Origin of the sequence: Streptomyces clavifer (assembly GCF_036345975.1) — a bacterium.
Lineage (GTDB): Bacteria > Actinomycetota > Actinomycetes > Streptomycetales > Streptomycetaceae > Streptomyces > Streptomyces clavifer.
The window spans coordinates 1,838,211-1,856,754 of the sequence record NZ_CP107793.1 but is presented as its reverse complement, the minus strand read 5'-3'; the positions used below and the strand labels follow the sequence as shown (position 1 = coordinate 1,856,754).

Below are 18,544 nucleotides of genomic sequence, written 5' to 3'. Positions count from 1 at the left end.
GTGCCTCCGATGAGCTTGTCGGATATGACACCGCGCGAGGGCGCTGTTTGCGTCCTCGCGCGGTCAGGAGCATGTGCTGGGGGTGTGCTGGGTGATCAGTCCTCGAACGTGGCGCTCTTGACGTCCTTCCAAGCGCCCTTCTGGACCTCGTAGACGGTGAGCTGCTTGTTGGTGGTGTCACCGAACTCGTCGAAGGAGACCTTGCCGGTCACGCCGTCGAAGGAGACCTTGGCCATGGCCTCGGTGACCTTGGCGCGGGCGTCCTCGGGGAGCTTGCCGTCGTTCTCGGCGACGACGGCCTTGACGGCCTGGATGATGGCCCATCCGGCGTCGTAGGAGTAGCCGCCGTAGGCAGCGAAGGGGTCCTTGTAGCCGCCGGCGGTGTAGTCCGCGATGAACTGCTTGGCGGTCGGGAGGGCCTCGACGGGGTAGCCGACGGAGGTGGCGAAGTCGCCGTCGTTGGCCTCACCGGAGGCGCTGATGAAGGCCGGGTCGTAGATGCCGTCGCCGCCCATGGTGGGGATCTTGGCGCCGGTCTTCTTGATCTGGTCGGAGAGGAGGCCGCCCTCGGGGTACTGGCCGCCGTAGTAGACGGAGTCGGCGCCGGAGCTCTTGACCTTGTCGGCCGTGCTGGAGAAGTCGGTCTCCTTCACGGTGACGTGGTCGGTGCCGACGACCTTGCCGCCGAGGCGCTCGAACTCCGCGGAGAAGATCGCGGCGAGGCCGGCGCCGTAGGTCTGCTTGTCGTCGACGACGTAGACCTTCTTCTTCTTGGCGTCGTTGTACAGGTACTGGGCGGCGAACTTGCCCTGGACGACGTCGGTGGCGCAGGTGCGGAAGTACGTCTTGAAGACGCGCTTGGAGTCGCCCTTGCCCCAGTTGTCGCCCTGGCTGAGGGCGGGGTTGGTGTTGGCCGGGGAGACCTGGGCCAGGTTGGCCTTCTCGAAGACGCCCTGCATGGACTGGGCGACGCCCGAGTTCAGCGGGCCGACGGCTCCGAGGACTTCCTTGTTGCCGACGAGCTTGGCGGCGTTGGCCTGCCCGGAGGCGGGGACGGCCTGGTCGTCGAGGGCCTCGATCTTGAACTCGATGCCGGGGACCTCGTTGTTCTTGTTCGCGGTCTTGGCCGCGAGGTCCACGGAGTTCTTGATGCCCTGGCCGAGTGCGGAGAGGGATCCGGTCAGCGGGGCGTCGACACCGATGACGACGGTGGTCTTGCCGCCGCTGTCGCCGCTGCCCTTGCTGTCGTCGTCGCGCGACCCGCAGGCGGTGAGAGTGAGTGCACCGGTGGTGAGCACTGTGGTGAGGATGATCAAAGAACGGTGTCGCACGAAAGGTCCTTTCCCTGGCGCGGCCTCCTCTGCATGAGGTGCCGTGACTACGCCGGGCTGTACTGGTCGATACAGGGGCCGTGCAGCAGACACGCCCGGCGGCGCGGTGACTGGCCGTGACTCTATGGGCAGGTGAGGGGGTCTGGGACAGGTCAGCTGATGATGTGACTGTCTTGTTATGCCATGGGGAAGACTTGATGGCCGCAGAGTGCGCATGTGCGGCATTTCCGCGGGTGGCGAAGTGACCGCATCGTGAGAACGCGCAGCTCCGCTAAGGGGCTTGAGCGGATCTTGGTGCTGTCGCGCGAATCGGGGCGCAAGGGGCGCGGTGTCGCCGCCGCGGCGACTCGGGGGGTGGGCGCGTGACCGTTTTCGTGTATTGCACACTTGTTACGCAGTGTTACATCTGGGGTGTGTGTTCGATTCGCGGCGGCGGCCGGAGTCGCTGCTGAGGTGCCTCTTGGGGCATGTGCACCGGTCAGGGGTGTTGACGGTGCGTATCCGGCAACATTCCGGAAATGCTTCGGATATGGGTCCGCCCGGTCCGGAATGCGGTGCGCGTTCCGGGCCGGGCGGCAGGTGTCGGGGCGGGCCGGTCAGCCGGCCGTGGGGCGCTCCATGTCGCGGAGGAGGCAGGTGAGTCGGGCGGTACAGACTCGCTTGTCCTGTTCGTCGGTGATGACCACTTCGTACGTGGCGGTGGAGCGCCCGCGGTGCACGGGGGTGGCGACTCCGGTGACCAGACCGCTGCGGGCGCCCCGGTGGTGGGTGCAGTTGAGGTCGACGCCGACGGCGATCTTGGCGGCTCCGCCGTGCAGCATGCTGCCGACGGAGCCGAGGGTCTCGGCGAGGACGGCCGAGGCGCCGCCGTGGAGCAGGCCGTAGGGCTGGGTGTTTCCCTCGACGGGCATGGTGCCCACGACGCGCTCGGCGGAGGCCTCGACGATCCGTACGCCCATGCGCTCGCCGAGGTGCCCGGCGGAGAAGAGGGCGGGGAGGTCGACACCGAGCGCGGCGTACTCGTCGATGATCTCCTGGGGGAACGTGGGTGCGGTGTGCTCGCCCATGGGTCCGGCTCCGATCGTTCGTTGCTGTGTGCCCTGTTCCTATCAGATGACTGAGCGAACGCTTAGTGGCCGGTGTCCCGGCCGTCGTCCCGGGCCTTCTCGAAACGGACGACGACCGACTTGCTGGCGGGGGTGTTGCTGGTGTCCGCGGTGGAGTCGAGGGGGACCAGCACATTGGTCTCGGGGTAGTACGCGGCGGCGCAGCCGCGTGCGGTCGGGTAGTGGACGACGCGGAAGCCCGGTGCCCTGCGTTCCACCCCGTCCTTCCACTCGCCGACGAGGTCGGTGTACGAGCCGTCGGGGAGGCCGAGCGCGTGGGCGTCCTCGGGGTTGACCATGACGACGCGGCGGCCGCCCCTGATGCCGCGGTAGCGGTCGTCGAGGCCGTAGATCGTGGTGTTGTACTGGTCGTGGGAGCGCAGGGTCTGCAGCAGCAGCCGGCCCGCGGGGAGCTCGGGGTACTCGACCGGTGCGGCGGTGAAGTTGGCTTTGCCCGTGGCGGTGGGGAAGCGGCGTTCGTCGCGCGGGGCGTGGGGCAGCGAGAACCCGCCCGGCCGTGCGACGCGGGCGTTGAAGTCCTCGAAGCCGGGCACGACGCGCGAGACGCGGTCGCGGATCGTCCCGTAGTCCTTCTCGAACTCCTCCCAGGGCGTGGCGGAGCGGGGGCCGAGGACGGCGCGGGCCAGCCGGGCGACGATGGCCGGTTCGGAGAGCAGGTGCGGGCTCGCGGGGGCGAGGTTGCCGCGCGAGGAGTGGACCAGGCCCATGGAGTCCTCGACGGTGACGAACTGCTTCGTGCCCGCCTGGACGTCCTTGTCGGTGCGTCCGAGCGTGGGCAGGATCAGGGCGCGGGTGCCGGTCACGGCGTGCGAGCGGTTGAGCTTGGTGGACACGTGGACGGTGAGGCGCGCGCGGCGCATCGCGGCCTCGGTGACGGCGGTGTCGGGTGTCGCGGCGACGAAGTTGCCGCCCATGGCGAAGAAGACCTTGGCGTCGCCGTCGCGCAGTGCCTGGATGGACCGGACGACGTCGTAGCCGTGGTGGCGCGGCGAGGTGATGCCGAATTCCTTGTCCAGGGCGTCGAGGAAGGCCGTCGAGGGCCGTTCGAAGATGCCCATGGTGCGGTCGCCCTGGACGTTGGAGTGGCCGCGCACGGGGCAGACCCCGGCGCCGGGCCTGCCGATGTTGCCGCGCAGCAGGAGGAAGTTGACCACTTCGCGGATCGTCGGCACGGAGTGCTTGTGCTGGGTGAGGCCCATGGCCCAGCAGACGATGGTCCGCTTCGAGGCGAGGACCATGGCGAGGGCCTGCTCGATGTCCTCGCGCTCCAGGCCGGTGGCGGTGAGCGTCCGCGCCCAGTCGGCGGCGCGGGCCGCCTTTGCGAACTCCTCGTACCCGTGGGTGTGTTCACCGACGAACGCGGTGTCGACGGCTCCCTCGGTCTCCAGGACCATCTTGTTCAGGAGGCGGAAGAGGGCCTGGTCGCCGCCGATGCGGATCTGCAGGAAGAGGTCGTTGAGGGCGGCGCCCCTGACCATGCCGCGGGCGGTCTGGGGGTTCTTGAAGCGCTCCATGCCGGCCTCGGGCAGCGGGTTCACCGAGATGATCTTCGCTCCGGCCGCCTTGGCCTGCTCCAGCGCGGAGAGCATCCGGGGGTGGTTGGTGCCCGGGTTCTGCCCGGCGACGATGATCAGGTCGGCCTGGTGGAGGTCCTCCAGGCTGACACTGCCCTTGCCGACGCCGATGGTCTCGGTGAGCGCCGACCCCGACGACTCGTGGCACATGTTGGAGCAGTCCGGAAGGTTGTTCGTGCCGAACTCCCGGGCGAAGAGCTGGAGCAGGAACGCCGCCTCGTTGCTGGTGCGGCCCGAGGTGTAGAAGAGCGCCTCGTCGGGGGAGGCGAGCGCCGTGAGCTCCTCGGCGAGGATCTCGAAGGCGCGTTCCCAGGTCACCGCCTGGTACCGGTCGGCCCCCTCGGGGAGATACACGGGCTGCGTGATGCGGCCCTGCTGGCCGAGCCAGTAGCCGCTCCGGGTGGCGAGGTCGGCGACGGGGTGCGCGGCGAAGAAGTCGGGAGTGACGCGGCGCAGGGTCGCCTCCTCGGCGACGGCCTTGGCACCGTTCTCGCAGAATTCCGCGGTGTGCCGCTTGTCGCCCTCGGGCCAGGCGCAGCCGGGACAGTCGAAGCCGTCCTTCTGGTTGACCTTGAGGAGGGTTCGGGCGGTGCGCCGCACTCCCATCTGCTGCTGGGCGATGCGCAGGCTGTGGGCGACGGCGGGCAGACCCGCGGCGGCGTGCTGGACCGCTTCGACCTGCGGCGCGTCCTGGACCGGGTCACCGGTCGGGGGCTTGGTGGCCATGGTTGCTCCCCTTCGAGCGCTTCGTTCCTGCCCTCGATCGTGTCATGTACCGGTGCCGGACCGCCCGGGGGGAAGCCGGGCCCGGGCGGTCCGGCGCCGCGCCACCGGGGCTCGACCCGCGCGCGAGTGCGGGGCGAGCGGCGGCCGGTCCGGATTGTCAGTGGTCCGTGGCAGGATCGGGGGCGTGGCTGAGACGGCATCGAAGAAGACGGCAGACAACCGACCGCGCCTGCTCCTGATGGACGGGCACTCCCTGGCGTACCGGGCGTTCTTTGCGCTCCCCGCGGAGAATTTCACGACCGGCACGGGGCAGCCGACGAACGCCGTGTACGGCTTCGCGTCGATGCTGGCGAACACCCTGCGTGACGAGGCGCCCACGCACTTCGCGGTGGCGTTCGACGTGTCCCGCAAGACGTGGCGTTCGCAGGAGTTCCCGGAGTACAAGGCGAACCGCTCCAAGACCCCCGACGAGTTCAAGGGGCAGGTGGAGCTGATCGGCGAGCTGCTCGACGCGATGCACGCCGACCGGTTCGCGGTCGACGGCTTCGAGGCGGACGACGTCATCGCGACGCTGGCCACGCAGGCCGAGGCGGCGGGCTTCGAGGTGCTGATCGTCACGGGCGACCGGGACTCCTTCCAGCTGATCACGGACAACGTGACCGTGCTGTACCCGACGAAGGGTGTCTCCGAGCTGACGCGCTTCACCCCGGCCAAGGTCGAGGAGAAGTACGGGCTCACGCCGCGGCAGTATCCCGACTTCGCGGCTCTGCGGGGCGACCCGTCGGACAACCTGCCGGGCATCCCGGGCGTCGGTGAGAAGACCGCCGCGAAGTGGATCAACCAGTTCGGTTCGTTCGACGACCTCGTGGCGCGTGCCGAGGAGGTCAAGGGCAAGGCCGGGCAGAATTTCCGCGACCACCTGGACGCGGTCCGCATGAACCGCCGGCTGACCGAGATGGTCCGGGACGTGGAGCTGCCGAAGGCACCGCAGGAGCTGGAGCGCGCACCGTACGACCGCACGGCGGTGACCGGTGTGCTGGACGTCCTGGAGATCCGTAATCCGAGCCTGCGCGAGCGGCTGATGGCCGTGGACCCGGGTGCGGCGGGGCAGGAGGCGGCTCCCGTGCCCGCGTCCGGTGTCGAGCTGGACGGTTCGGTGCTGGGCTCGGGCGAGGTCGCGGCCTGGCTGGAGGCCCACGGCGCCCAGCCGCTCGGAGTCGTCACGGTCGACACGTGGGCGCTGGGCGCGGGGAGTGTGACCGAGGTGGCGCTGGCCGCCGCCGACGGGGCCGCGGCCTGGTTCGACCCGTCGCAGCTCGACGAGGCCGACGACCGGGCGTTCTCGTCGTGGGTCGCCGACCCGGAGCGGCCCAAGGTCATGCACAACGCGAAGAGCGCCATGCGGGTCTTCCCCGAGCAGGGCTGGCGGATCGACGGTGTCACCATGGACACCGCACTGGCCGCCTACCTGGTCAAGCCCGGACGCCGGTCGTTCGCCCTGGACGCCCTGTCCATCGAGTACCTGGGCCGGGAGCTGGCCCCCGCCGCGGCGTCCGACGGCCAGCTGGCCTTCGGCGCCGACGACCGGGCCGAGGCGGACGCCCTGATGTCGCAGGCCCGGGCGGTCCTGGATCTGGGTGAGGCGTTCACGGTCCGTCTGCGGGAGGTCGGCGCGGCCGAGCTGCTCCACGACATGGAGCTCCCGACCTCGATCCTGCTGGCCCGTCTGGAGCGGCACGGGATCGCCGCCGACCGGGAACATCTGCAGGGCATGGAGCAGCAGTTCGCCGGCGCCGTGCAGCAGGCGGTGAAGGAGGCGCACGCCGCGGTGGGCCGTGAGTTCAACCTCGGGTCGCCCAAGCAGCTCCAGGAAGTCCTCTTCGGCGAGCTGGCACTCCCGAAGACGAAGAAGACGAAGACGGGCTACACGACGGACGCCGACGCGCTGGCCTGGCTGGCCGCGCAGACCGAGCACGAGCTGCCGGTGATCATGCTGCGCCACCGCGAGCAGGCGAAGCTGCGGGTCACGGTCGAGGGCCTGGTCAAGACCATCGGTGCGGACGGCCGCATCCACACCACGTTCAACCAGACGGTCGCGGCGACGGGGCGGCTCTCCTCCACCGACCCGAACCTGCAGAACATCCCCGTCCGGACGGACGAGGGGCGGGCCATCCGCCGGGGCTTCGTCGTCGGCGAGGGCTTCGAGACGCTCATGACGGCCGACTACAGCCAGATCGAGCTGCGGGTGATGGCGCACCTCTCCGAGGACGCCGGTCTGATCGAGGCGTTCACCTCGGGGGAGGACCTGCACACCACGGTCGCCTCACAGGTGTTCGGCGTCGAGAAGTCCGCCGTCGACGCTGAGATGCGCCGCAAGATCAAGGCGATGTCGTACGGACTCGCCTACGGGCTCTCCGCGTTCGGGCTCTCCCAGCAGCTGAACATCGAGCCCGGCGAGGCCCGCGGCCTGATGGACACCTACTTCGAGCGGTTCGGCGGGGTCCGTGACTACCTGCACCGCGTCGTGGAGGAGGCCAGGTCCACCGGCTACACGGAGACGGTCTTCGGCCGCCGCCGCTATCTCCCGGACCTGACCAGCGACAACCGTCAGCGACGCGAGATGGCGGAGCGGATGGCGCTCAACGCGCCGATCCAGGGGACCGCGGCCGACATCGTGAAGGTCGCGATGCTCAAGGTGGACAAGGCGCTCACCGAGGCGAAGCTGACCTCACGGATGCTGCTCCAGGTCCACGACGAAATCGTCCTCGAGATCGCCCGGGGGGAACGCGATCAGGTCGAGGAGATCCTCCGCAGGGAGATGTCCACGGCGGTCGAGCTCCGTGCTCCGCTGGACGTCTCGGTCGGTGTGGGCACGGACTGGGAGTCGGCCGCCCACTGACGGGCCCCGTCAGGTACGCCCGGCGTCCTCGCCCGCGGGGCGGCCCGGTGCGCTTTCCGCACCCGGCCCGCCCGGCGGGAGGGCGGCCGTGCGGGCCCGCAGCCGCATCCACGCCCCGAAGAGCACGAGGCCGACGGCGAGCCCCGCCCCTGCACCGAAGCACGCGGTCGGGATGATGTCGAGCGGGCTGCCGGTGCCCCCGGAGGAGGCCCACCAGCGTGCGCACCGGTGGGCGGTGCCGAGCAGGCCGCACCCGGCGAGGAGCGCGATCGCCGAGCGGCGTTCCGTCCGGCCGAGCACGGGTACGGACGCCGGTACCGGCAGGGGGACGGTCCGGCGCAGCCCCGTGTGCACGAACCGGACCAGGACCGTCAGCGCCACGGCCGAACTGCCGTACTGGACCAGCTGGAACACCGGGTGGCCGCCGACGCTCCGGCTCAGCACCGGCACCAACTCGGTGCCCCACCGGCTGTGATGGGTGAAGGCGTCCCACACGACGTGCGTGCCCGCCCCGATGGCCGCGGACACCACGAACCACACCGCCGCCGGGAGGACGGGAGCCCCCGGGTCCCACCGTCTGCCCCGCACGAAGGTGTACACGCGCCCCCGCCGCGCGGCCGGCAGCAGGGCCACCAGGGGTTCGCGCAGCAGCAGCCACAGCGCCACGACCGCGGCGGTGACGAGTACGTCCACGGTGAACACACCCGGCACGGAGTGTGTCACTGCCCCGAATTCCATCGCCCCCGGGATCACCGTGTCCGCGTAGTACGTCATGTCGGGGGCGAACGAGCCCGCGACGAGGGCGGAGGCGAACAGCGGGCCCCGGCCCGCTCCGGACCGGCGGATCCCCGGGAGGACGGCTACGGCGTGGCTGAGGGTGAAGGGCACGACGGCAGTATCACTGAGTCTTCGTCACCGTTCCGTCCGGGTCGTCGTACAACGTGCCGACGGGAAGGTGAAAATACGGTAAGAACCGTTCATGGGCCGGTGTTCGGGCGGCGCCCGTTGCCGTAGGGTCGCCTGAGTCCTCGCGCTGGGGAGCGCGAACAGCCGTCGACGGGGAGGGACCAGAACGTATGGCAGCGCAATTCGGCCGCCGGCTGCGCAGGGGGGCCACCACCACCGCGGTGGCCGCCGCCGCGGTGGCAGCCCTCTCCGCCTCGCAAGCTCCCGCGGCGCCCTTGGCAGGGAGCACGGCGGGCGGTGACCCGGCGGCAGCCGGGACGACCCCGTCCGGCGACAGCGCGGCCACGGGCAACTCGCCCTACCACACGGACCTGCCGCCGCTCACGACGCCCAACAAGCCCGGTTCGTCCGTGAATCTACCGGTGACGGGCAGTGCGGAGGCGGGCATACCCGCCACGATCCTGGCGGCGTACAAGAAGGCCGAGCAGGATCTCGCGAGCACCGACGCCGCCTGCCGCCTGCCGTGGCAGCTCCTCGCCGCGATCGGCAAGGTCGAGTCCGGCCAGGCGCGCGGCGGCAAGGTCGACGACAACGGCACCACGTTCTCCCCGATCCTCGGGCCGGCCCTCAACGGGCAGGGCTTCGCCCTGATCAGGGACAGTGACGGCGGCGCGTACGACGGGGACTCGACGCACGACCGCGCGGTCGGCCCGATGCAGTTCATCCCGCAGACCTGGGCCACCTGGGGCCAGGACGGCAACGGCGACGGACGCAAGGACCCCAACAACATCTACGACGCGGCGCTGGCCGCCGGGCGCTACCTCTGCGCGGGCACCCGCGACCTGGGCACCGCCGCGGACCTCGACCGTGCGGTGCTGAGCTACAACCACTCGCGGGAGTACCTGCGGACGGTGCGCTCCTGGTTCGACTTCTACCAGCGCGGCACCCACGAGGTCCCGGACGGCACCGGTGTCCTTCCGGCCGGACCGGGCAGCGGATCGTCCGGCCCGTCACCCGTGCCGACCCCGACACCCCCCTCCGGCGGCGGTGCGACCCCGAGCCCGGACCCCACCCCGCCGAAGCCTCCGGCCAAGCCTCCGGTCAAGCCGCCGACCACACCGCCGACGAAGCCCCCCACGACACCGCCGACCAAGCCTCCGACGACTCCCCCCGCTCCGTCCGAGACGTTCGGCGGCATCGAGAACGCGGGCACCGGCACCCTCTCCGCCACGGCGGGCGAGGCCTTCGCCGAGCGCGTCAGGGTACGGGCGAAGAACACCGCGGGCGCCCCGCTGGCCAAGATCTCGGTCACCTTCGCGATCACCGGTGACACCGACGCCCGCTTCGCCGGCGGCCGGACCACGGTCACGCTGTCCACCGGCGCGGACGGCACCGCCACCGCCCCCGTCCTGACGGCGGGCGAGAAGACGGGCGGATTCAAGGTGACGGCGGTCGCGGGCACCGCCAAGCCGCGCACCCTCACCTACGCCGCCGCTGTCACCGCCCGGCAGGCGGACGCCCTCACCCGTACCGACGACAAGGCCCTGAGCACCGTCGCAGGCACCGAGTTCGCCGACACGGTCGAGGTCAGGGCGACGTACAAGGGGACGGGCCTCGCGGACACCGCGGTCACCGCCACGATGATCACCGAGGGGGACGAGCCCGCCGAGAACGACAAGGGCCCGTACTTCGAGGACGCGGCCGGTGAACCCGTCCGCACGCTGACGGGCCTGAGGACCGGCGCCGACGGAGTCCTGAAGCTCCCGAAGATCTTCGCCGACGGCGCCGCGGGCACCTACACGCTCCGGCTCACCACCGCGAGCGGCGTGACGCTCGACGTCGAGCTCACGGTCGAGGCGGCGCCGGCCGCCTGACCGGTACGCCGCTCGACCCGCACCACCGTGGGAGCAGCCCCCGGCCGTCCGGCCGGGGGCTGCTCCGTACCGCTCAGCCCCGTCAGTCCCTGCGCAGCCGCGCCGACGTGAAGCGGGTCGCCTCCACCGTCGTCGGGTCCTCCGGCCACGGGTGCTTCGGGTACCGGCCGCGCAGCTCGGCCCGGACCGCCCGGTAGCCCTCGCGCCAGAACGACGCCAGATCCGCGGTGACCGCCGCGGGGCGTCCGGCGGGGGAGAGGAGGTGCACCAGGACGGGCACCCCGGCCACCCTGGGCGTCTCCCGCAGTCCGAACAGTTCCTGCAGCTTCACCGCGAGGACGGGCTGCTCACCGCCGTACTCCACCCGGATCCTCGACCCGCTCGGCACCGCGATCCGCTCCGGGGCCAGCTCGTCGAGCCGGGCGGCATCGCCCGTCGCCCACGGCAGCAGCCGGCGCAGTGCCTGCCCGGCGTCGATCCGCGCCAGATCCGGACGGCGCCGCGCCCGCGACAGCTCGGGCTCCAGCCACTCCCCGGCACGCGACAGCAGCGCGCCGTCCGACACATCGGGCCACGGCGCCCCCAGCACCCGGTGCAGGAAGGCGAGCCGCAGCCGCAGCTGCTCGCTGTCCCGGGTCCACCGCAGCAGCTCGGGGCCCTCGCGCCGCAGCCCCTCCAGCAGCGCCCCGCGCACCAGCTCCGGCGCCGGCCGCTCCAGTGCGCGGACCGACAGCTCGACGGCCCCGAGCCGCTCCACGGAACGGGCCACCACGTCGCCGTCGACCCAGCGGACCTCCTCCCCCGAGAACCGCAGGTGCCCGGCGGCCAGCCGCGCCGTGTCCTGGTCGACGACCGCCGCCAGCCGCACCCGGGCGGACGCCGCGTGAGCGGGCCGGTCGGCCACCGCGACGGCCAGCCACGGCGCACTGCGCAGCCCCGATCCGTCCCGGAGCTCAGCGCCCGTGCCGGAGACCATCAGGAACGTCCCCTCGCCCCGGGCCCGCGCCACGCGCTCCGGGAACGCCAGCGCCGCTACCAGCCCCGCGGCCGTGTCGGCCGAAGCCCCCGGGCCGCCGGGCCGGTCGAGCGAGGACGACAGCCGCCGCACCTCCTGCCGCCAGCGCGCCGCGTAACCGTCCCCGCCGCGCCGCGCCGTCCGCAGGGCCGCGGCCAGATCGTCGCCGTACTCCCGCGGCGGCTCCTCGCTCAACAGCGCGACCACCTCCGCGGCCTGCCGCCCGCCCACCTCGTCGGCGCCGTCCAGCAGGGCCCGTGCCAGCCTCGGGTGCAGGCCGAGCCGGGACATCCGCACACCCCGCTCGGTGACCCGCCCCGCCGCGTCCACCGCGCCCACCGCCGTCAGTACCTCCCGGGCGGCGCCCATGGCCCCGGCGGGCGGTGGATCGAGCAGCGCCAAGCCGGTGGCGTCAGGATCGCCCCAGCACGCCGCCTGCAGTGCGAACGCCGTCAGATCGGCCACCCTGATCTCCGGTGACGGGAACCGGGCGAGCCGCCCGTCCTCCGCCTGCTCCCAGCAGCGGTACACGGCGCCCGGCGCCTCGCGCCCCGCCCGGCCCGCCCGCTGCCGCCCGGCCGCCTGCGACGCCCGCACGGTCGTCAGCGCGCTCAGGCCCCGGGCGTGGTCGGTGCGCGGCTCCCTGGCCAGCCCGGAGTCCACGACCACCCGCACGCCGGGCACGGTGAGGGAGGACTCCGCCACGGACGTCGCCAGTACCACCCGGCGCTGGTCCGACGACCCGGCCAGCACCGCGTCCTGGACGGCCGCGGGCGCCCGCCCGTGCACCTGGAGCACCTCCGCGCCCACCCCGGCGAGCTGCCCGGCCACCCGGCCGATCTCCCCGACGCCGGGCAGGAAGCACAGCACGTCGCCCTCCCGCTCGGCGAGCGCCCGGCGCACCACGGCGGCCACGTGCGTCAGCAGCGCGGGATCGACCCTCATCCCGTGCGGCGGGCGCACGGAGCCGGCCGGCGGCGCCCACACCACCTCGACCGGATGGGACACACCCTGCGCCTCGATCACCGGGGCATCGCCCAGCAGACGGGACCAGCCCTCCGCGTCCGTCGTCGCCGACGCCGCGACCAGACGCAGATCGGGCCTGATCGCGCCCCGTACGTCGAGGAGGAACGCGGCGACCGTGTCCGCGTCCAGATGCCGTTCGTGGCACTCGTCGATGATCACCACGTCGACGCCGGCCAGCTCCTGGTCGCGCTGCAGCCGCTGGAGCAGCACCCCGGTGGTCACGACCTCCACCACCGTGTCGCGCCCCACGACGCGCTCCCCGCGCACCGTGAAGCCGACCCGTTCGCCGGTCCGTTCCCCGAGCAGCCACGCCATCCGGCGTGCCGCCGCCCGGGCCGCGATGCGCCGGGGCTCGGCGACGAGGACCCGGCGCACCGGGCCGCCGCCGGCCAGTCCGGCGAGCACCAGCGGGACGAGGGTCGTCTTGCCGGTCCCGGGGGGTGCGCAGAGCACGGCCACCCCCCGGTCGTCGAGCGCCCGCTCCAGGGCGGGCAGGGCGGTGCGTACGGGCAGCTGGTCCAGGGCGTCGGTGCGGATCACGCCCCCAGTCTCGTACGCCCGCCCCTCACGCGGGCCGGGGGTCCCTCACACCTGACGACCGGGGCCCCTCACACCTGCCGGTCGTCCCGTCACACCTGCGGCTCGTCCCGTTCGCAGACGAAGATCGCCGTCCCGGGGATGAGATGGCCGCGCAGGGGGGACCAGCCTCCCCACTCCTGGTGGTTCCACGCGGGCCACTCCGGCTCCACCAGGTCGACCAGCCGGAAACCGCCCGCCACCACGTCCCGGATCCGGTCGCCGAGCGTCCTGTGGTGCTCGACGTACACCGCGTCGCCCCGCTCGTCCTGCTCGACGTACGGCACCCGGTCGAAGTAGGAGGCGGCGACCGAGAGCCCCTCGGGGCCAGGCTCGTCGGGGAACGCCCAGCGGATCGGGTGCGTCACCGAGAACACCCAGCGGCCCCCGGGTCGCAGCACCCGGCGGACCTCGCGGAACACCTGTACGGGGTCGGCGACGAAGGGCACCGCGCCGTAGGCGGAGCAAGCCAGGTCGAAGGAGCCGTCCCGGAACGGCAGCAGGCCGGCGTCCGCCTCCACGAGCGGGACGCCGTCGCCGATCCGCAGCGCGTGCTGGAGCTGGCGGTGGGAGAGGTCCAGGGCCACCGGGCGGGCGCCCTGCGCGGCCAGCCAGCGTGAACACTGGGCGGCGCCCGCGCCGATCTCCAGGACGTCCCGGCCCTTCAGTGCGGACGCGGGGCCCAGCAGGGCGGCGTCCGCCTCGTCGAGCCCCTCCGGGCCCCAGACGAAGCGGTCGTCGCCGAGGAAGGCCCCGTGGTCGCTCTGGTACTCGTCGGCGTTCCGGTCCCACCAGCCGCGACTTGCCCGGCTGCTCTCCGCTTCACCGGCTTCCCGGCGCGTCGCTTCAGGTTCGGAGTCGTAGGTCTCTTGGCTCATCGTGCCCGTCGTTGTAGTTTGCCTTCACCCGTCGCGCGCGGTGTCCTCCCGGCCGTACGGGTACGTCCGGACGTGTGCGACACACCGAGGGGCCGATGTGGCCCCGGTGGACGTGAGTTGTACCGGGATCGGGGCGTTGCGCCCCGGGTGTGCGCCTTCGCGCATTGACCCTGTCCGGCTGCCCCCGTATGCTACAAGTTGCGCTGCGAGCCTGCGCGCCTCAGACCTAGCAGGCCGCGCTCGCGTCTGTTGCATGTCCCCTCGGTTGTCGAGGCGCCTTTCCGGTCCAGGTTGGGTGTTCTCCAGGCTGTCCGGCTTCTGCAGAGGCGATACGGGCTTTCGGCGTAGCAGTACCTACGACTCACTGTCCGTACCGGAGCCCTTTCCCACATGACGAGCAGCACCGAGACCACCGCCACCACTCCGCAGGTTGCGGTCAACGACATCGGCGACGCGGACGCGTTCCTCGCGGCGATCGACGAGACGATCAAGTACTTCAACGACGGCGACATCGTTGACGGAGTCATCGTCAAGGTTGACCGCGACGAGGTCCTCCTCGACATCGGTTACAAGACCGAAGGTGTCATTCCGAGCCGCGAGCTCTCGATCAAGCACGACGTCGACCCGAACGAGGTCGTCAAGGTCGGCGACGAGATCGAGGCCCTGGTTCTCCAGAAGGAGGACAAGGAAGGCCGCCTGATCCTCTCGAAGAAGCGCGCTCAGTACGAGCGTGCCTGGGGCACCATCGAGAAGATCAAGGAAGAAGACGGCATCGTCACCGGTACCGTCATCGAGGTCGTCAAGGGTGGTCTCATCCTCGACATCGGCCTCCGTGGCTTCCTCCCGGCGTCGCTCGTCGAGATGCGTCGTGTCCGCGACCTCCAGCCCTACGTGGGCAAGGAGCTCGAGGCCAAGATCATCGAGCTGGACAAGAACCGCAACAACGTGGTCCTGTCCCGCCGTGCCTGGCTCGAGCAGACCCAGTCCGAGGTGCGCCAGACGTTCCTCACGACCCTCCAGAAGGGTCAGGTCCGCTCCGGCGTCGTCTCCTCGATCGTCAACTTCGGTGCCTTCGTGGACCTGGGTGGCGTCGACGGTCTCGTGCACGTCTCCGAGCTGTCCTGGAAGCACATCGACCACCCCTCCGAGGTCGTCGAGGTCGGTCAGGAAGTCACCGTCGAGGTCCTCGACGTCGACATGGACCGCGAGCGCGTCTCGCTGTCGCTCAAGGCGACGCAGGAAGACCCGTGGCAGCAGTTCGCCCGTACGCACCAGATCGGGCAGGTCGTTCCCGGTAAGGTCACCAAGCTCGTTCCGTTCGGTGCGTTCGTGCGCGTCGACGAGGGCATCGAGGGCCTGGTCCACATCTCCGAGCTGGCCGAGCGCCACGTGGAGATCCCGGAGCAGGTCGTCCAGGTCAACGACGAGATCTTCGTCAAGGTCATCGACATCGACCTCGAGCGCCGTCGCATCAGCCTCTCGCTGAAGCAGGCCAACGAGGCCTTCGGTGGGGACCCGGCCTCGGTCGAGTTCGACCCGACCCTGTACGGCATGGCCGCGTCCTACGACGACCAGGGCAACTACATCTACCCCGAGGGCTTCGACCCCGAGACCAACGACTGGCTCGAGGGCTTCGAGTCGCAGCGTGAGGTCTGGGAGACCCAGTACGCCGAGGCGCAGACGCGCTTCGAGCAGCACCAGGCCCAGGTCATCAAGTCCCGCGAGGCCGACGAGGCCGCTGCGGCCGAGGGCGCAGCCGCCCCGGCCGGCGCTGCCCCGGCTGCCTCCGGCGGCAGCGGTGGCGGCGGCGGTTCGTACTCCTCGGAGTCCGCGGACAACTCCGGCGCCCTGGCGTCGGACGAGGCCCTGGCCGCCCTGCGCGAGAAGCTGGCCGGCGGCCAGAGCTGACGCTCTGACCCCAGCCGCTCATCGGCTGCAGTAGCTGTAGAGCTGTGAGTGAGGCCCGCTCCCTTCGGGGGGCGGGCCTCACTCATGTCTCCGGGGCCGCATGCCGTGCGGGTCCGGCCCTGCGTACGGCGGCCCGCTCAGGGGCCACCGGCCCGTGCGCCGCCGGCCGTGGCGAGGGCCGGTCCCGCACGGTGGAGAGCGCGAGGGCCGGCAGGGCGGGAGCGGCGCGCGGATGTGCATGGGGGTGCCTTCCCGTCGAAGGACCGGAGGGTCTCGCGCACGGATACGCATGTGGGGCGAGTCCCTGAATCGGCTGCCCGAGACGGCAGGGGTGGGCCACGGGCGCATCAGGGTCTGGACCGCTGCCCCGGCCGCGGGGTGAACAGGGCGTGCGGAGCGGGTGTCTGACGGCCGGACACACGCCGGTGGGCGCGCGGGCCGGTCGGCCCCGCGCCGCGGAAAGTGGGACGGCCGGGAATGCCCGGGACCCACGGGGTGTTCTTGTGCAGGAACACGAGGAGGAGCGGTAACCGTGCCTGATCCGCAGAGTTTGTACGAATGGGAGCCGAAGGGCTTGGCCGTCGTCGACATGGCGCTCGCCCAGGAGTCGGCCGGCCTGGTCATGCTCTACCACTTCGACGGGTACATCGACGCGGGTGAGACCGGCGAGCAGATCGTCGACGGCCTGCTCGAGACGCTGCCGCACCAGATCGTGGCCCGCTTCGACCACGACCGGCTGGTCGACTACCGGGCGCGACGCCCGCTGCTGACCTTCCGGCGCGACCGCTGGACGGCGTTCGAGGCGCCGACGCTGGACGTCCGGGTGGTGCAGGACGCCACGGGTGCGCCCTTCCTGCTGCTGTCCGGTCCCGAGCCCGACGTGGAGTGGGAGAGGTTCGCCGCCGCCGTCGAGCAGATCGTGGAGCGGCTCGGTGTGCGTCTCGCGGTCAACTTCCACGGCATCCCCATGGGCGTTCCGCACACCCGGCCGGTCGGCCTCACCCCGCACGGCAACCGGACCGATCTCATGCCCGGACACCGCAGCCCCTTCGACGAGGCACAGGTGCCCGGCTCCGCCGAATCCCTCGTCGAGTACCGGCTGATGGAATCCGGTCATGACGTCCTCGGTGTCGCCGCCCACGTGCCGCACTACGTCGCCCGGTCCGCGTACCCGGACGCGGCGCTCACCGCCCTGGAGGCGGTCACCGCGGCGACCGGTCTGGTCCTGCCGGGCGTCGCGCACACGCTGCGCACCGAGGCACACCGCACCCAGACAGAGATCGACCGGCAGATCGGGCAGGGCGACGAGGAGCTCGTGGCGCTGGTCGAAGGGCTGGAGCACCAGTACGACGCGGTCGCGGGCTCCGAGACCCGGGGCAATCTCGTCGCGGAACCCGCCGATCTTCCCTCGGCGGACGAGATCGGTCTTGAATTCGAACGTTTCCTTGCCGAACGCGAGGGCGATTCCTGAGGGGTGAAGGACGGCCGTCCGGACCGACGGCTAGGCTCGGCGCATGCTGAAAGTGGGCCTGACCGGCGGGATCGGCGCCGGCAAGAGCGAAGTGTCACGGCTGCTTGTGAGCTACGGGGCCGTGCTGATCGACGCGGACCGGATCGCGCGTGAGGTCGTCGAGCCCGGCACCCCGGGGCTCGCGTCCGTCGTCGAGACCTTCGGTCCCGGCATCCTGGCGGCCGACGGGACCCTGGACCGGCCCGCGCTCGGCGCGATCGTCTTCGCCGACCCCGCGCGCCTGGCCGCGCTGAACGCCCTCGTCCATCCGCTCGTCGGTGCCCGGTCCGCCGAACTGGAGAAGGCCGCCGGCCCCGACGCGGTGGTCGTCCATGACGTCCCGCTCCTCACCGAGAACGGTCTCGCACCGCTCTACGACCTGGTCGTGGTCGTGGACGCGTCCCCGGAGACCCAGCTCGACCGGCTCGTGCGGCTGCGGGGCATGACCGAGGCCGACGCCCGCGCCCGGATGGCGGCGCAGGCGGCGCGCGAGGAGCGGCTGGCCGTCGCCGATCTGGTCGTCGACAACGACGGACCACTGGAGGACCTGGAACCGCAGGTCCGCAAGGTCTGGTCGGAACTGACCGAACGGGCCGCCGCCGACTGAGGTGCGGCCGGGCCCGTGGCCGTACGGGCCGTTGCCTGGTGACGCGCTGCGGGGCCCATGGCCGTAGGGGCCGCTGCCCACCGGGGCTCTGCCCGGCCGTGGCTGTACGGGTGGTGTCCGTCGAGGCGCTGCCCGGCCCGGAATACCGGGTGTCGGGCGGACGTTGAAGTGCGGAGCGTGAAGGGAAGGATGTGACCGTGCCCGAAATGAACCCGGAGACGCACGTCATCGATTTCCGTGCGGCGGAGCAGTTGCTGGCCGCGCGGGATCCGCGGGGTGCCGTCAAACTCCTCGACTCGGTGATCGCCGCTCACCCGGAGAACACCGCCGCCCGGCTGCTGCGCGCCCGCGCCTTCTTCGCCGCCGCCCAACTGCGCCCGGCCGAGCTCGAATTCGAGCTGGTCCTGGAGCGGGAGCCGGACAACGCCTTCGCCCACTTCGCGCTGGCCCGCACCTTCGAGCGCGCCGGCCGGTCCGAACAGGCCACCCGGCACTTCCGGCTGGCCGCGGCGCTCGACCCCAACCCGGAGTACCTGCAGGCGGCCCGCTTCGACGACCGCCCCTGACCCGGGGCCGGCGTCCGGCCC

12 protein-coding genes are annotated in these 18,544 nt (G+C 71.7%); 6 read left to right on the top strand and 6 right to left on the bottom strand.

The annotated features are described in order from the left end of the window. Positions 1–95 precede the first annotated feature (95 nt). The 3 genes from OG927_RS07910 to OG927_RS07900 all read right to left on the bottom strand — a co-directional run bounded on the left by OG927_RS07910 (position 96) and on the right by OG927_RS07900 (position 4,758). Entirely contained in the window at positions 96–1,331 is a 1,236-nt protein-coding gene (locus tag OG927_RS07910) for a branched-chain amino acid ABC transporter substrate-binding protein (protein WP_056783847.1), read from the bottom strand. A gap of 596 nt (positions 1,332–1,927) precedes the next feature. Then, positions 1,928–2,398: a PaaI family thioesterase gene (locus OG927_RS07905; RefSeq protein WP_056783843.1), complete on the bottom strand. Its 471-nt coding sequence runs from the start codon at positions 2,396–2,398 to the stop codon at positions 1,928–1,930. A gap of 62 nt (positions 2,399–2,460) precedes the next feature. Then, on the bottom strand, positions 2,461–4,758 hold the full coding sequence (locus OG927_RS07900; RefSeq protein WP_330319898.1) for an FdhF/YdeP family oxidoreductase: 2,298 nt from the start codon (positions 4,756–4,758) through the stop codon (positions 2,461–2,463). 184 nt (positions 4,759–4,942) lie between these two features. Here OG927_RS07900 and polA point away from each other — a divergent pair, with 184 nt between their 5' ends. Then, complete coding sequence (gene polA / locus OG927_RS07895; RefSeq protein WP_330319897.1) at positions 4,943–7,657, top strand: DNA polymerase I; 2,715 nt, start codon at positions 4,943–4,945, stop codon at positions 7,655–7,657. Positions 7,658–7,666: 9 nt separating this feature from the next. On the opposite strand, the gene OG927_RS07890 is transcribed toward polA, so the two are convergent. Further along, positions 7,667–8,545: a DUF4184 family protein gene (locus OG927_RS07890; RefSeq protein ID WP_330319896.1), complete on the bottom strand. Its 879-nt coding sequence runs from the start codon at positions 8,543–8,545 to the stop codon at positions 7,667–7,669. 188 nt (positions 8,546–8,733) lie between these two features. Between OG927_RS07890 and OG927_RS07885 the strand changes: the two genes are divergently transcribed. After that, positions 8,734–10,437 (top strand): lytic transglycosylase domain-containing protein, encoded by a 1,704-nt coding sequence (locus OG927_RS07885; RefSeq protein ID WP_330319895.1) that lies wholly within the window; start codon positions 8,734–8,736, stop codon positions 10,435–10,437. Positions 10,438–10,519: 82 nt separating this feature from the next. Here the strand turns inward: OG927_RS07885 and hrpB are convergent, their stop codons facing one another. Together hrpB and OG927_RS07875 are read right to left on the bottom strand one after the other, a co-directional pair. Beyond that, entirely contained in the window at positions 10,520–13,018 is a 2,499-nt protein-coding gene (gene hrpB / locus OG927_RS07880; protein WP_330319894.1) for an ATP-dependent helicase HrpB, read from the bottom strand. 89 nt (positions 13,019–13,107) lie between these two features. Next, positions 13,108–13,932 (bottom strand): class I SAM-dependent methyltransferase, encoded by an 825-nt coding sequence (locus OG927_RS07875; protein WP_056783823.1) that lies wholly within the window; start codon positions 13,930–13,932, stop codon positions 13,108–13,110. Between the two features lie 390 nt (positions 13,933–14,322). On the opposite strand from OG927_RS07875, the gene rpsA reads away from it, so the two are divergent. The 4 genes from rpsA to OG927_RS07855 all read left to right on the top strand — a co-directional run bounded on the left by rpsA (position 14,323) and on the right by OG927_RS07855 (position 18,523). Next, positions 14,323–15,840, top strand: a complete 1,518-nt coding sequence (gene rpsA, locus OG927_RS07870; RefSeq protein ID WP_056783819.1) for a 30S ribosomal protein S1 — start codon at positions 14,323–14,325, stop codon at positions 15,838–15,840. Between the two features lie 532 nt (positions 15,841–16,372). Beyond that, positions 16,373–17,311 (top strand): PAC2 family protein, encoded by a 939-nt coding sequence (locus OG927_RS07865; protein ID WP_079099549.1) that lies wholly within the window; start codon positions 16,373–16,375, stop codon positions 17,309–17,311. A 43-nt stretch (positions 17,312–17,354) separates the two neighbouring features. Further along, positions 17,355–17,957, top strand: a complete 603-nt coding sequence (gene coaE, locus OG927_RS07860) for a dephospho-CoA kinase (RefSeq protein WP_056783816.1) — start codon at positions 17,355–17,357, stop codon at positions 17,955–17,957. A 197-nt stretch (positions 17,958–18,154) separates the two neighbouring features. After that, on the top strand, positions 18,155–18,523 hold the full coding sequence (locus OG927_RS07855; protein ID WP_079099567.1) for a tetratricopeptide repeat protein: 369 nt from the start codon (positions 18,155–18,157) through the stop codon (positions 18,521–18,523). Positions 18,524–18,544: the final 21 nt, after the last annotated feature.